The organism is Bacillus sp. 1NLA3E (genome assembly GCF_000242895.2).
GTDB lineage: Bacteria > Bacillota > Bacilli > Bacillales > Cytobacillaceae > Bacillus_BU.
This window is the reverse complement of sequence record NC_021171.1, coordinates 438,323-452,756: the sequence shown is the minus strand read 5'-3', so window position 1 is coordinate 452,756 and position 14,434 is coordinate 438,323. Positions and strand designations below refer to the sequence as shown.

The 14,434-nt window shown below is 35.5% G+C and carries 14 protein-coding genes; 4 read left to right on the top strand and 10 right to left on the bottom strand.

The features are described 5' to 3' along the window. Positions 1-244 precede the first annotated feature (244 nt). The 4 genes from B1NLA3E_RS02350 to B1NLA3E_RS02335 all read right to left on the bottom strand — a co-directional run bounded on the left by B1NLA3E_RS02350 (position 245) and on the right by B1NLA3E_RS02335 (position 3,187). The gene (locus B1NLA3E_RS02350) at positions 245-967 is read right to left on the bottom strand and encodes an amino acid ABC transporter ATP-binding protein (RefSeq protein ID WP_015592260.1); all 723 of its coding nucleotides are present in this window, start codon (positions 965-967) and stop codon (positions 245-247) included. Next, entirely contained in the window at positions 964-1,620 is a 657-nt protein-coding gene (locus B1NLA3E_RS02345) for an amino acid ABC transporter permease (RefSeq protein ID WP_015592259.1), read from the bottom strand. The genes B1NLA3E_RS02350 and B1NLA3E_RS02345 overlap by 4 nt, the downstream gene beginning before the upstream one ends. Positions 1,621-1,706: 86 nt before the next feature. Further along, a complete protein-coding gene (locus tag B1NLA3E_RS02340) occupies positions 1,707-2,531 on the bottom strand; it encodes a basic amino acid ABC transporter substrate-binding protein (protein ID WP_015592258.1) in 825 nt (274 codons plus the stop codon). A 329-nt stretch (positions 2,532-2,860) separates the two neighbouring features. After that, a complete protein-coding gene (locus B1NLA3E_RS02335) occupies positions 2,861-3,187 on the bottom strand; it encodes a MerR family transcriptional regulator (RefSeq protein ID WP_015592257.1) in 327 nt (108 codons plus the stop codon). Between the two features lie 185 nt (positions 3,188-3,372). Between B1NLA3E_RS02335 and B1NLA3E_RS23490 the strand changes: the two genes are divergently transcribed. Next, complete coding sequence (locus B1NLA3E_RS23490; protein WP_015592256.1) at positions 3,373-3,534, top strand: Fur-regulated basic protein FbpA; 162 nt, start codon at positions 3,373-3,375, stop codon at positions 3,532-3,534. A gap of 79 nt (positions 3,535-3,613) precedes the next feature. Beyond that, on the top strand, positions 3,614-3,751 hold the full coding sequence (locus tag B1NLA3E_RS25135) for a hypothetical protein (protein ID WP_015592255.1): 138 nt from the start codon (positions 3,614-3,616) through the stop codon (positions 3,749-3,751). Between the two features lie 93 nt (positions 3,752-3,844). Here B1NLA3E_RS25135 and B1NLA3E_RS02330 read toward each other — a convergent pair whose 3' ends face one another. Further along, entirely contained in the window at positions 3,845-5,212 is a 1,368-nt protein-coding gene (locus B1NLA3E_RS02330; protein WP_015592254.1) for an HD-GYP domain-containing protein, read from the bottom strand. 198 nt (positions 5,213-5,410) lie between these two features. Continuing rightward, the gene (locus tag B1NLA3E_RS02325; protein ID WP_015592253.1) at positions 5,411-6,886 is read right to left on the bottom strand and encodes a S8 family peptidase; all 1,476 of its coding nucleotides are present in this window, start codon (positions 6,884-6,886) and stop codon (positions 5,411-5,413) included. A 479-nt stretch (positions 6,887-7,365) separates the two neighbouring features. Here B1NLA3E_RS02325 and B1NLA3E_RS02320 point away from each other — a divergent pair, with 479 nt between their 5' ends. Continuing rightward, positions 7,366-8,385 (top strand): DUF5667 domain-containing protein, encoded by a 1,020-nt coding sequence (locus B1NLA3E_RS02320; protein WP_015592252.1) that lies wholly within the window; start codon positions 7,366-7,368, stop codon positions 8,383-8,385. A 55-nt stretch (positions 8,386-8,440) separates the two neighbouring features. On the opposite strand, the gene B1NLA3E_RS02315 is transcribed toward B1NLA3E_RS02320, so the two are convergent. The 3 genes from B1NLA3E_RS02315 to B1NLA3E_RS25130 form a co-directional block, all read right to left on the bottom strand. Beyond that, on the bottom strand, positions 8,441-11,146 hold the full coding sequence (locus B1NLA3E_RS02315) for a tetratricopeptide repeat protein (protein WP_015592251.1): 2,706 nt from the start codon (positions 11,144-11,146) through the stop codon (positions 8,441-8,443). 328 nt (positions 11,147-11,474) lie between these two features. Next, a complete protein-coding gene (locus B1NLA3E_RS02310) occupies positions 11,475-12,407 on the bottom strand; it encodes a dipeptidase (protein WP_015592250.1) in 933 nt (310 codons plus the stop codon). A gap of 127 nt (positions 12,408-12,534) precedes the next feature. Beyond that, on the bottom strand, positions 12,535-12,696 hold the full coding sequence (locus B1NLA3E_RS25130) for a hypothetical protein (RefSeq protein WP_187292143.1): 162 nt from the start codon (positions 12,694-12,696) through the stop codon (positions 12,535-12,537). Between the two features lie 433 nt (positions 12,697-13,129). On the opposite strand from B1NLA3E_RS25130, the gene B1NLA3E_RS02300 reads away from it, so the two are divergent. Further along, on the top strand, positions 13,130-13,501 hold the full coding sequence (locus B1NLA3E_RS02300) for a hypothetical protein (RefSeq protein ID WP_015592248.1): 372 nt from the start codon (positions 13,130-13,132) through the stop codon (positions 13,499-13,501). Positions 13,502-13,576: 75 nt separating this feature from the next. Here B1NLA3E_RS02300 and B1NLA3E_RS02295 read toward each other — a convergent pair whose 3' ends face one another. Further along, the gene (locus B1NLA3E_RS02295; RefSeq protein ID WP_051120115.1) at positions 13,577-14,425 is read right to left on the bottom strand and encodes a GHMP family kinase ATP-binding protein; all 849 of its coding nucleotides are present in this window, start codon (positions 14,423-14,425) and stop codon (positions 13,577-13,579) included. Between the last annotated feature and the right edge of the window lie 9 nt (positions 14,426-14,434).

Below are 14,434 nucleotides of genomic sequence, written 5' to 3'. Positions count from 1 at the left end.
TTCTTTGAAATCAAAAAATATTTTTATCCAATAATTGTATTAAAATTCTAAAATATGTCACAATTAGTTCCTTCCACTCAAATAATTTACATATTTTTACTGGAGTTTTAAACACTTCCTCCTATTTCCACAGTTATTTCCTTGTTAATCAAGAGCTTTTCCTTATCTCCATCTATAAAAAAAAGAGACTGGCGTCATTCACCAATCCCTTCATTTAAAAATAAAATTGATATGTCTAAATAATTTACAATACCTTGCTCAAGAAGGCCTTTGTTCTTTCCTGCTGTGGATTTTCAAATAATTCATTTGGTACATTTTCTTCAACAATATATCCGCCATCCATAAAGAGGACACGGTCCCCCACCTCACGAGCAAAACCCATTTCATGGGTAACAACGACCATTGTCATGCCTGTTTTAGCAAGCTTTTTCATAACATCAAGAACTTCTCCTACCATTTCTGGATCAAGTGCAGACGTAGGTTCGTCAAACAGCATAATTTTTGGTTCCATTGCCAAGGCTCTTGCTATGGCAACACGTTGTTTTTGACCACCAGATAGTGAATCTGGAAAGGCTTTTTCTTTATCTTCCAATCCAACTTTTTTAAGAAGTTCCATCCCTTTTTCATGTGCCTGTTCTTTAGATAAATTTCTTACCTTCATTGGTGAAAGCGTAATATTATCAATTACACTTTTATGAGGGAATAAGTTAAATTGTTGGAAAACCATTCCTACATCTGTGCGTACTTTATTAATGTCCGTTTTCTTGTCTGCTAGATCGACACCGTTAATAAATATATGTCCACCTGTAATTGACTCAAGCAAGTTAATACATCTAAGAAAAGTAGATTTTCCCGATCCAGATGGTCCAATAACCACCACCACTTCTCTCTCCTTAATTGTTACATTTATATCTTTTAAAACCTCATTATTTCCAAAGGATTTCTTTAAATTTTCCACCTTAATCATTCTGTATTCAACCTTCTTTCAACCCGGTTTAGCAAGAAACTTAAGGATAGAGTTAATACTAAGTATATCAAGGCTGCCATCAGGTACGGCTCCCACACTCGATAATACTGACCAGCCATTGCACGGCCCCAATACATTAATTCTGGTGCAGCAATAACAGCAGCAAGTGATGATTCTTTAATTAATGTGACAAACTCATTTCCAAGTGGCGGAATCATTCTTTTTATCGCTTGAGGCAATATCACATATCTCATCGCTTGAACATGGGTCATACCCAATGAGCGTGCCGCTTCCATTTGGCCATTATCAATAGATTGGATTCCAGCACGGAATATTTCCGAAATATAGGCAGCTGAATTTAAAGATAAGGCAAGAATGGCCGCAACTACAGCGTTTGTTTGCCCTGTGAAAATAGGAACAACCCCGAAATGAATCAATAATATTTGAACAAATAATGGCGTCCCGCGAAAAAAAGTTATGTAAAGATTAAACGGGAATGCTAGAATTTGATTTTTCATCATCTTCCCTAACCCAATGATTAAGCCTAAAACCGTTCCAATAAATATCCCCGCCAATGAAAATCCGATTGTTAGAAGCGTTCCTTTAAAAAAGAAAGGAGCATATTCTACAATGATGTCTGTTCTAAAATCCATTTTCCACCCTCCTTTTAGCGCAAAATTGCGCAACACCTATTAAGAGTTACGCAATTTTTGTTAACCTTTAAATTATTGACGTATTCTTATTTTTGAGCTTGTAGTTTTTCTAAATCTGGTTCAGTTCCAAACCATTGTTTATAGATTTTTGTATAAGTTCCATTATCAAAAACGGCTTTTATCGCATCATCAATTTCAGTTTTTAATTTGCTACCCTTTGGTAACATAAGACCATAAAATTCTGCGGCAAATGCATCAGGATCCTCCACTACCACTAGCTTGTCCTTTGGATTGTTCTTTGCATATTCCTCAACAACCGTATTATCTGCTACAACTGCATCAGCACCACCGCTGTTCAATTCCATTATAGCCAAGTTATTATTTTCGAATTTCTTTAAGTTTGTATTATTTTTCCCTAAAATCGATTCAGCTGCTTCTTGTCCAGTTGTTCCATTCTGTACGGCCACTCTTTTATCTTTTAAATCCGCAGCTTTTTTAATATCACTACCTTGTTTCACCAAAATCTTATTTGTTGATAAAAAGTAGGGCGATGAAAAGTCGTAACTTTGCTTTCTTTCATCATTTATAGTAATAGCGGAAACAGCGAAATCTGCACGTTTACCCTCTATTTCCACAAAAATAGGGTCCCAGCCAACGTGTTCGATATTTACCTTATACCCTGCTTCTTTTGTAACTGCATTAACGAAATCAACATCAAAACCAACAATTTTACCCTTGTCCATATATTCAAAAGGTGCGTAGGCAGCGTCTGTTACAACACGGAGGGTTTTCTTTGTCTTTGTAGCTCCATTCCCTTTGTCATCCGTTTTGTCTTTACTTGTTCCACAAGCTGATAGAATTAACGAAAATGAAAATAACATGACAATCATGAGCACTAATTTTTTTCTCATTTGTAAAATCCCCCTAATTTCTTTTGTATCCCCACACCCAATTACTGAATATTTTAATTAATTATTCATTTTATATTCGACATAGTTTATTATAATTCCTCCTGTTTATTTATTCAATATATCGCATAAAAAAACTTTACTAATCTACTATTCCAAAATAAAAACCATCAGGATTCCCCCTAAATCCCCATGGTTTATTTACCTAAATCTCTAAAAATAAACTATTATATTACTTGATATAATAGTATTTACCTTAATTTCCTGTGATTTATTATTGGGGGTCAATTCCCTGTATTTAATATACTGTGATAATTTTTCCAATTTTCAATTTATTCTTTTTGTATTCCAAAACGAGCATTAATTTGTCCTTTTATCATTTGTTTACGTATCTTTCTATTTTCTTCTTTTTTCATTTCTCTTATCATTTCCTGTCTGATTTCATTCGTCTGAATTCCTTCCTCGCGTTTATTGGCAATATCAATTAATTTCTCAACATCATCAAAGGAATATTTTCGATTTCCCCGTTCAGACCTTTCTGGAAAAATCAACTTTCGTTCCTCGTAATATCTAATTTGCCGCTCAGATAAACCTGTTAATTCGCTAACTACACCAATTGTTATGACTTTTCTATTTTTATACGAAGGTTCCATGGTCATGGTTGATCTCACCCCAGATAACTGTTTTTTACCAAATTATAACTGAATGTTCACAAAATTAACACCTCTATGTTATATTTCCTAACAAAAAATAAAAACCCCGTTAGGATATTTAACAAATTAACTGCGTTTACATTGGTATTTCGATACAATGCACTTAATAATCCAAAAGGGAAGTGTTGATTATGCCTCTTTTACGTGACGCAGTGGAAAATGTGCGAAATATATTTATTAAAAGGCTAATCCAAGCAGGTGCCTTTAAGCAGTCAGACCAAGTTCTTCAGAAACTAACATTAACTGAGTTAATCCATGAATATAAAAACTTTCAAAATGAATGTAAAAAATGATTTGTTTTAAAAGCACATTTCGCTTTTTTCTAATCAAATCTTGAATGTAATCTAAATATAAAGAAGGGAGTTAATTAAGATGATTACGAAAGAGGCCATCGACCTTGCAAAAAAAATAATTGAGATTGATATTTTGCGAGATGAAATCTGGGAGAACTTGGCGGTATTAGCTGGTGATAAGGCTCATGAGCTTTTAAGGAGTATTCAAAATAGCTAGTCTTACACGCAAACAAAAATCCCCTAAAACTAGAGGATTTTTGTTTTGTTAAATTACTGGATTATTTTATTGTATGTTGGAAATGCAGGGGAGCTAATCGACTTCTTTAGCGTGTCTTATTAAAAGGTTTTTCAAAACCCTGTCATGATCAAACTCAGCTGAATTTTTGAAAAAGCCTGCACCTTTTTCGTTTGCGATTTCAATAAAGGCCTCTGCAACCTGTGGGTCGAAGTGGGTTCCACTACATTTTTGTACCTCTTTCATTACTTCTTCTAGGCTCCAACCCTTTTTATACGACCTGGTCGAAAGCATGGTATCGACTGAATCACAAAGAGTAACAATTCTTGATTCTAACAATATCTCCTCCCCTTTTAGTTTACGAGGGTATCCTTCTCCATTGTAATGTTCATGATGTTGTCCGATTATAACGGCAACTTTTTCCATACCTTTTGTTTGCTTCATGATTCTTTCACCGATTAGAGTGTGAGTTTTAATAATTTTGAACTCCATATCCGACAAGGGACCAGGTTTTTGAAGAATTTTTTCACTAATCGCCAGCTTTCCAATATCGTGGATAAGTGCTCCCCTTTTTAAATCGTGAAGATCTTCTTCTGGGACCCCTAATCGTTTCCCAATTTCCAGGGCATACTTGGAAACACTTGCTGAGTGACCAAACAAGCTGTTATCCCTTGCATCGATAACCTGCGATAAGGTAAGTAACAACTGTTCATTATTTTCTTTGAGAAGATCATTAAAGCCCTTGAGTTGATCAACTTGCTTTTCCTTTTCTTTACTAAACAAATACATGTTATAACGCATTAAGAATAATGGCAAAACAAAACCGATTAGTCCGTAAATATAAAATAGGTCATAAACGACCGCAAGTAAGAGACCGATAAATGCCACCAACCCATAGCTTACAATGACCCAATCCAAGGAACCTTTGAGCACATTTCTAAATTTTTCACCTGTAGCAAAGGATATTACAGCCCCTATTGTTATAAGATCTAGGAAAACAAAGGTAAACATAGTTAACAACAATGGACCGATGTTTTCAGGGTTTAACAGATTGGTATTTTCTACATGGAGGTTAGCCCAGACTAAATAACTTAAATATGTAATGTTTACTGTTTGGCTGATATTAAATACAAATTTATATAAGTCTTTGACAAGAGGAAATATAATAATTACCAGGCCATAAAAGAAGGAAAAAACAATTATTTCTAGAGGGTTAAATAAAATTATCCCTGCTAAAATAACCGCTGACCCTGCTGAAATATTTACTTCTTGGCCTTTAATAGAAAAAGCAATTAAACTTTTACCTTCAAGAAAACAACCAAAAACAAATAAGGGCAAAATTTTAATAAAAGAAAAAGAAAAGTCTCGGAACATAACATTGGTGAATATTAATATAGTTAATATAATATGAGCAAAAATATATAACTTTGCTTTAAGTGTCATGCTCCCATTCCCTTCAGAAATTGAATTATTTTAGGTAGAACGATATTCTATCTAAAATAACAAAATTCGACTTTATTCTTATACTATCACTAATAGTAACTACTTTTTATAATAATTATAAAAGAAAATTCGACATTATCAAGATAATTATTCAATAAAAAAACTGTCAGAAGAATTCTGACAGCTTTTCAAAACATTTTAGTTATTAAGAGATTGACCTATTGAATCCCATTGAGATTTCCATGACAGTTTTGCCCAGTCTACATTATGCCAACTTAATTTAAGCCATTCTAAACTATGCCAACTTAATTTTGAATAATCGACTGTATTTCCAGAAGGATTAATATATTGAGATTGTTCAAAATTATTATAATTACTAAGGTTTAAATTATTTAAGTAATCTTTATTCTTTGCTAACCCAATTGCTTTTTCCACATCAATAATATTCGAACCAGCTGTTGCAGTCGGTTGGGCAGTTTGAGTAAGCAAGTATTTTATTTGGTTTGGTGTTAAATCTGGATTTGCTTCCAGTAACAACGCGATAGCCCCAGTTATGACTGGTGCTGCCATTGAAGTACCACTCATTTCAATATAATTGTTATTATATACAGCTTCTGGATGTTCTTTCGCAAGGATGGCTGTTTCTGATGATAGGTAAGAAACAATATCCACTCCAGGAGCGTTTAATTCTGGTTTAGTAACACCCTCTGGGGTAACTCCAAATTTCGACCATGAAGCCAACTTAGTTAAACTAGCTGAATATTCGCCTTCTCCATCCAATGCTCCAACAGTTATAACAAACGGGTCATTTGCTGGAGCGTAGTTAATATCACTTTGATTATATTGGTCATTTCCTGCTGCTGTAACAACAATTACCCCATTTAACCATAATTGTTCAACTGCTGCGCTAATAGGGTTATCTAAGTAAGATTGAGAGATGGTTGAAGAAACTGATAAATTAACGACTTTAATATTATACTCATCTTTATAATCAAAAACCCATTGTAATCCTAATAGTAGATCCACTTCGTCGACATATCCACCATCAGTGCCAAGCTTAACACTGATAATATTTGTGTTAGGGGCAACTCCTGTATGGATACTATCACCGGAAATAATTCCAGCAACGTGTGTTCCATGCCCGTACAAATCAGTAGTCGTTGTCGCATCTGGATTAATAGCAACAGATTTCGTAACATTTAGTTCGTTGATAGCTCCAACACCACTATCTAAAACAGCTACTGTTACACCAGTTCCGGTATATTGGACATTAGTTGCCTTAATTAATTCATTATGAGTGTTTCTTTGACCAAGTGCTTTCCCGATGACATTGTCTTCCCCAATTTTTTGGGTGGTTGATTCCACTCGGTGACTTTCACTTACATTCGTAATCCCATTCTGTGCCTTAACTTGATCAAGCCGATCTGCCGGAACCCTTGCTATGTAGCCATTGATCAAATCAACTTCCTGTTCAATTGAACCGCCAATCGATTTAATATAATCTTTTGCATCAAAACCTGATTTTGCTTGGAAAATGATTTCTTTTGAGGCGGATTCTGCATGAACCGCTTTCTGGTTTATAGGTAGATTCGTAGAAGTAGTGACACCATATAATAATCCTGTAGACATTGCCACTGCTGCGCTCATCGACAACAGTTTATAAGAAAGTTTCATTCAATTCCCCTCCTTTTTTAAATAATTGGTCCATAACATTTCAAATAACCTCTCGCCCAACTCCTTTCAAGAGTTTTCAAATTATGTATTCTTTTATAAAAAAATCTATTTTAAAAGAATATTTTAATTTGTGCAGGATCATTTTAACCTACTTTTCCAACGTTTGTTGATAACAATATCGAAATTTTTAGCAAATTTGGAAGGTTTTTGTTTTTACCTATAGTTTATATATTTAACTTCTTTATTTTAGTAATTTGGTAGTATCTATTTTTGGATGGTTATGAGGTAATCTTCCATTTCGACTAAGTGTTTTAAAATGTCATTTCCTGGGGAATAAGGTGGTTTTATAGGGTTTCTCAGACTTGACCCTTTTCAGATTATTTATTAATTATTTTGCTTGCCCCCCCAAAAATTAAATGGGCTTCGTAATCATTTAGTGGAAGTTGCGATCGCAAAAATAACTTATGAGGTGAGTAAAAATGAAAATAATATCTAGCCAAGAAATTAAAAAAGTTGTTAAAGGGGCCTTAGCTATAGTCCTAGCCAGCACCTTCACTTTTTCCTCATTAGCATTTGCTGATGACAATAATACGGATCCAGCAACATACGATACCGTTGATTTACAAGCAGTACAAACACAACTAGAAAGTACACAAACTGAAACCCCTTCTGTAATTCCTGGAGATTTCTTTTATTTTGCTAAAATTGCTTTTGAGAAAATTAAATTAGCAGTTACTTTTGATAACTCAAAGGAAGCTGAACTTATGGCCACATATGCATCTGAGCGTCTTGCAGAGGCTGGTGCTTTATATGGTGAAGGGAAAGAAGCTGAAGCACTTAAAGTTATTCAGGCAGCTATCGAATACATTGAAAGTTCACAAAGTATCGTAGATGAAACGAATCCTGCGGAAACAATTGACCAAGACTCTAAAGTGGATGATGTTACTACAACAACTGACGAAAACACTGCACAAGATTCAAATGCAACAGTTGGAGAGGCTTCAGATGAGCAGAATTCAAATACAGAGGTTGAAGATACACTGAGACATAATATTACTGCTTTAAGTGCTGCCATGGAGCATGTTGGAAATGACAAGGCAAGAGCTTCTTTACAAAAAAATATCGATAAAACATACGCAAAAATCGCTAAAAAAATTGCTAAACTTGAAAAAAAATACCACAAAGTTGAAGATGAAAATCAAGTAACTGAAGATGCTCCAGTTGTAACACAAACAGAGAGTCCGGACGTCACAGTTGAAAATCCTGTTCAAACTGATAGTACAGACACAAGCATTGATTCCGCAACACTTCCTGAATCAACTACTTCCACTGAAGTTAAAGAGGATACAGTCGTACAATCTGAAGTGAGCAAAAATGAGCAGGATCATGGTAAGCAGGCCCAGCAGCAAGAGCATATCGAGAAAAAAGAGCAGCCTAAGGGCCAAAGCGCTGAAGTTAGCCAAAAACAGAAGGAAAATAAGGGAAAACAAAATAAATAAAAAAATATACTATTCAACAAAAATCCCCGGATTTCTATATCCGGGGATTTTTGTTTTATTGTCTTTGATAACGCAATTCACTGCCGGCTAACATAACCCATTCATACTGACGCAATCTAATTTGGAAAAATGTCATTGGATCATTGTAAATTTCTGGATTAGAACGCATTTCCTTTAATAATTTTCGATTAGCGGAAATCTCCTCATTCGTTTCTTCCACTAATTTACCGAGGACATCATTCGGATTTTGGAAAAACATTGTCATATCTCGTTCTAATCCATTTTCAAATAGTTCTATTTGGAGGATAAGCTTAGCAGCAATTGATACCGCAATCTCATAGTAATCTTCATGTTCAATATAGTTCTTATATTTGTTTGACAGCATCGACTTATTTTGAGAAAGAACCCCAAGAAACTTCCCAGCACTTTTTAGTAAAACCTGAGATGGAGTCATCCTTAACAAGATGTTAACTTTATCTAAATGCACATTGCTTGTCATTCTAGTTACATCTCTTCGCCAATCATCCAACACTTTTAAATCGCAAAAAAACTGAATTCGCTCCTCTTCAAGCAAAACATTAAAAGCATCTCCAAGCTCATCTAAGAAAGCTTGGCTTTTTATTAATTCATTTTTTGATTCCTCTATCCACGCTTGAAGTGTGTCATGGAATTTGGGAAGAACAATTTCCTTCATGTACGAATCGATCCGTCTATTCATTTCCTCATTTAACTCAAGGTGAATTTTCCGAAAATCACTGTTTTCATTTATGACTCTAGAACATTCCTTCAATAACCTTGGAATCGTATCAATCACTTCATGCTGAATATCTTCCTTTGCTTTCTGGAAGGAATTTTTGACCATTCGAATGTTTTCCAACTTTAAATCACTCAGTTGATGAATCGCCCCATTATACTTTCCATTCATCTGTTCATTCCATTTAACTGAATTCACTAAGCTATTTTCCAATTCTACTCGTTTTTCTAACAGTAAACTGATTAGCTTCTTTACAAAAATGAGTACTTTCCCTGCTCGTTCTTCTTCTAGATGCTGTTCGCAAACTGTCTCTTTTAAGAATTCACCTAGATGGTTAAGTTCACCCCATTCAGTATCATTAAGTGAGATCGTGAACAGTTTAGCTGCTGGAAAATAATTTTTTATGATCGATGTAAGATTTTCTGTTTTTCCTTCACTGCTTTTCATTAACAAGAAATGGACGGGCAGATCCGGTTTGTTATTTTGAATTTGGATAAAAACTTCGCGATCATTTCCAGTAAACGGCTCTTTATCATTAACTAAAAACACTAAGCTATCCGCCATATATAAACCTTCGCTATTTCCTCCATTAAGGTCAAGCGCATTGATCAAAGCTAAAGAATTTTCACGTAAAAAAACATTTGACAGCTGAACTTCTCGCCAGTTCGCTTCTCCAGTCGGTTCACTTAACTCATCTATCTCTCTTTTATATGAAGCAACCTTTATTAACTCTGAATCGTTTATTTCATAACTCCCCTCAATGTCATGGTTTGTATACATAACATTTGATATATTTGCATCTAAAGAAGGTTCACCTAAGATTTTATGAAGGAAAGTAGCCCTGCCATTTCCTGAATCGCCGGCAATTAACAGGTTCATAGTTTTCACGTCCGCTAATTTTTCAATAATCCATTTTAGCTTGGGACTTACCAAAATACCTTGACCTTCTGCCCAGGTGACAATTGTATTAAAAAGTTCCAAACTATCCTTTAAAATCGTTTTACTATTTTTAGATTGGTAAATTGAGCTTTCTGCTTCATTAACCAACTCACCACTTATACTTGAAGGGAATACCTCACTCCATGCTAATAGGGCTGCTGCGGCAAAAGAAATATGATCAGGATCTGCTACTTTCAACCAATTTGCAAGGAAGCTTGGGATGAAATCGGAAATCTCTTTGATTAAGTACTTTCCATCCAGCAAATAAAAATAGGTCTCATGATACAAAATAGATAGTTCCTGCCCTAAACCATTTTTCTCTATTTCGCTATTCTCAAACAAACGATTAAACTCTTTGAGCCAGGTAAAATAGACTTTCTCCTGTTTGTAGTTTTTCCAAAGTGAGGAGGCCATCCGGTCAAATCGATTGCTATCTAGGTTCATTACCTTCGTCAAAACTTCAGAAAAATATTCTGGTTTCACAGACTTTGTATGCCCCATTTCAATATAATCAATCACCGTATCAACCCATTGCATTTTCTCCGTTCGAATCACTTCATTCACAGCAAGATCAAGTGCGTTTTCCCAATCTTGCTGCTCTTCAAAAAACATCCTGGCTAGAGTAGAAACATTCGGATAATCAGGATTAATGGATACTGCTTGTTTAATCATATGAACAGCTGATTCAACTTTACCTTCTTGGATAAAAAGTGAAAATAATTGAATGGCCAATTCAGTATTAAGAATTAAAGAATCAGTAATAATCGATTGATAAATCCCTTCGGCGGTAGAGAATAATTCAAGCTCTAAATAGGCATCCGCCATGTTCTTCTTGGCCCAAGGCTCTAGCTCATTATTTATGCTTTCCCATTTAAAAATAGCTGTTTCAAAATCTTTTGCTCGGAAATACACTTCGCCCTGTGCAAAACGGATTTGGGATAAATCCGGTAATTTTTCCGCTTGCTCTTTCATGTAGACTTCTCCAAGAACCTGAACAGGGTGGCGGTTATCATTAGGCTCCAGAAAATTTTCATAGTACGACTTTTTTATTAATTGTTCCTCGAACATAATATTTTCCCCCGGGTTACATATTTCAAAGTTATTTTATGTATCGTTTTTGTCCCTCATTACTTTTACTAAGCTTGTATATTACCAGATTACTATTTCAACTCTGCATTCATTTTTAATACACGCATGTAAAAAAATGGGTCTTTCATTATAGAATAGATAATAAATCATTCGGTGTACAATAATACGGTTTGACGGTATAACCTTTGATTTCGGGAAAACTGGTATTCCGAAGGGTTATTCCCTATTTTTCAAATAAATCAGATTTTTATTTTATCGAAAAAAACAGAGGGATACCTGTATGGCTTTCCCCTCTCCTATTTAAATTTCATGCTTTTCGCGGAAGATGGTCAAGGAAATTCTGGTAAGCAAAGCCTCTAACTTCTTCTTCCTTAAAATGCTTAAGTAATTCATTAATCAAGTTTTGTGTTTTTGAAGCATCCTCAAGATCTTTTACAAACGAACTGATACCATCAAAATCAGAGCCTAAACCGATGTGTTTAACTCCTCCAAGCGAGCAAAAATGATCAATATGGGTTATAAGATCTGGAATGGTCGCTATTCCGCTTTCTTTTATAAAAGGAGGGTGATATACCACGTGAACCGTTCCACCCTTGCTAAACATTTCAGTTGCTTGTTCATCTGTTAAATTTCTTGGATGATTACAAAGTGCTTTAGAATTTGAATGACTAGCAATTGGGTAACGGGATAGCTCCATCACGTCCCAAAATGCTTTCTCGCTAAGATGAGAAACATCAGTTAATACCTGATGCTGATTATTGAGGTGGACAATCTCCTTTCCAAACAGAGTTAATCCCCCACCGCGAGGTTCACCAGCTCCGTCTGCAGCTAAATTAGCCGTGTTCCATGTGAGACCCACCGATTTGATTCCGAGTTGATAAAGGATACGCAGCTTAGATAAATCATTGCCGATTGCATCCACACCTTCTAAGGTTAACATGGCCCCGATTTCCCCATCTTTCAACTTATAAAAATCAGTCCATTTTTTGATATGTTTCATTTCCGGGTTCCTTCCAAGCACTTCCTGATAAAAATAATCTACTTGTTCAAGGACAACCTGGAATTTTTGTTCTTGTTTGATTTCTGGCTCAATAAAAATAGCAAAACACTGTACCTTCACGCGTCCTTTTTTTAACCGGTTTATATTCGTATCGAGCACTGGGGCGTCAGCAAATCTTAACGAACCTTTCCCTTCCCAGAGCTTTAGTAATGCGTCACAGTGAAAATCGATGACTTCCATCTATATCCCTCCTGGGTTAACATCCGATTCCGTTTTTTCTATATTATTACATAATTTTATTTAATCATATTTTCAGAAAAATAAAAGATGTCTGCCCCGGTGACTTTTCCCGAAGCAGACGTCTTTTTTACTTTTTTATCTGATTTTTGGTGATTTGATCCTTTTTGCCTGAAGCCAATTTTTCTTCTGTTACTGGGAGGACTTCCGCTCCATTTACCAGATTCGAGGATTGGATTGTCAGAGGATGTAAATTGTTATTTGGGGCACCTTGTTCGTTCCATTTTCCCATATGATCCTTCCTTTCTTGTCTCTGCTTAGTATGATGAGGAATGTGAGAAACATACATCCGAAAAATTTCTCCATAGTCTTTTTTTGTTTGGCTTTTTTCGTATACTTTATTGCTATTTCCAAAAGAGAAGTGTGGTTGATTTCCGCTCCAGGTTGCTCGCTTTCCGCGGGGCGGGCAGTGAGCCTCCTCGGCGCTAAAGCGCCTGTGGGGTCTCACCTGTCCCGCTGCTCCCGCAGGAGTCTCGCACCTTCCGCTCCAATCAACTTCTTTATCAGCGGTTTTCTTTACACAAAACCAATTTAAAAAACAACAATCTTTTAGAAAAGAGCCTTTTGTTTTTATTACCTTAATGGTGAAAATGTAATATTTATCATGTCGGTTTAATAAAATGGTAATGCATATGTTTTCCATAACACAAAAGGAGGGAAATATTATGGGTGCGAGGTTTATCAAGATTTCAGTTGTATACTTTGTAATCGCTATTATTCTTGGGATTTTTATGGGGATTATTCACGAGTTTGAGTTAACTTCAGTCCACGCTCATTTGAATCTTTTGGGCTGGGTTTCGATGGCACTTTTTGGCGCTATTTATCATTTTTATCCTGAGGCAGGGAAAACGAAGCTTGCCACCACGCACTTTTGGTTGCATAACCTAGGGGTGCCGATTATGCAGGGTGGGCTTGCCTATTCCATTATTACTGATAATGATTCGGCTATTATCGTGGTAATTGTGGCGTCTTTAGCAGTTGTTTTAGGTGGGATTTTGTTCGCGATTAATGTGTTTAAGCATGTAAAGGCGGAATAAGTATAACAAAAACATTGTTTAAACACGGGGTGCTTACAGGCTGTCATGAATTTTTGGCAGCCTTTTAATCTTGTTCTATACACGTAGTAAAATATTAGGATTATCAATAATTATTGATATTTCCTTTAAAATCCGCGAATATTCTTCCTCTATATTAGGTCTTTCAGGATCAAATATTATTCCTAAAACAGTCCCGCTATGACCAACTATGATTCCAGCATCGTGGAGATTTGCCACTTTTTCAAATTCAAGAAAATGCTGTTTAGGCAAAATTCTTTGGTTAATACGTGCACTAATTGTGCTAGCAGAGCATATAGCAGATAGATCATTATTTTTTATACCAAACTTTACGAGATCATATGCCTCCATAAATTTCCGCTTGTCTCTCAGGTCATACGATTTTTGGAATTGATTAAATTGAATTGTATCAACGACTCCTCCAAGATCCAAACCAATTAAACCGAGTGCTGGCAGTGTTCCTAGCTTCTCAATTAATTTGCCTTTAATGTAGTCATATGCCACTGTACCTTCATACATCACTGCATCGGTTGGTTCAATGTTACTTGCAATGGCCGAAATGATTTCTTCAGTAATATTCAAATTGAAACTATCGGCTGTTGCACGAATAGCCGCGACGATGTCAGCGGAACTACTTGCCATTCCTTTACCGGGCTCTATATTTGAGTCAATAGTGAGGATACCACCACCTTTTATTTGGAATAGCCTTAATAATCTATTACATGCATCGATTGCTTTGATATTTTTCTGAGATCCAATCACATGAGAATATGAGGTATTAGGAATAAATGTTGCATCACTTTTTAATGCATTTATTGGTAAAGAAACTAAAAAGGGACGTTCATCAAGAATGCCTTGCATTAATTCTCCAAATGTACCATTACAACTTCCCTTTCCTACACGCACAAAGATTAC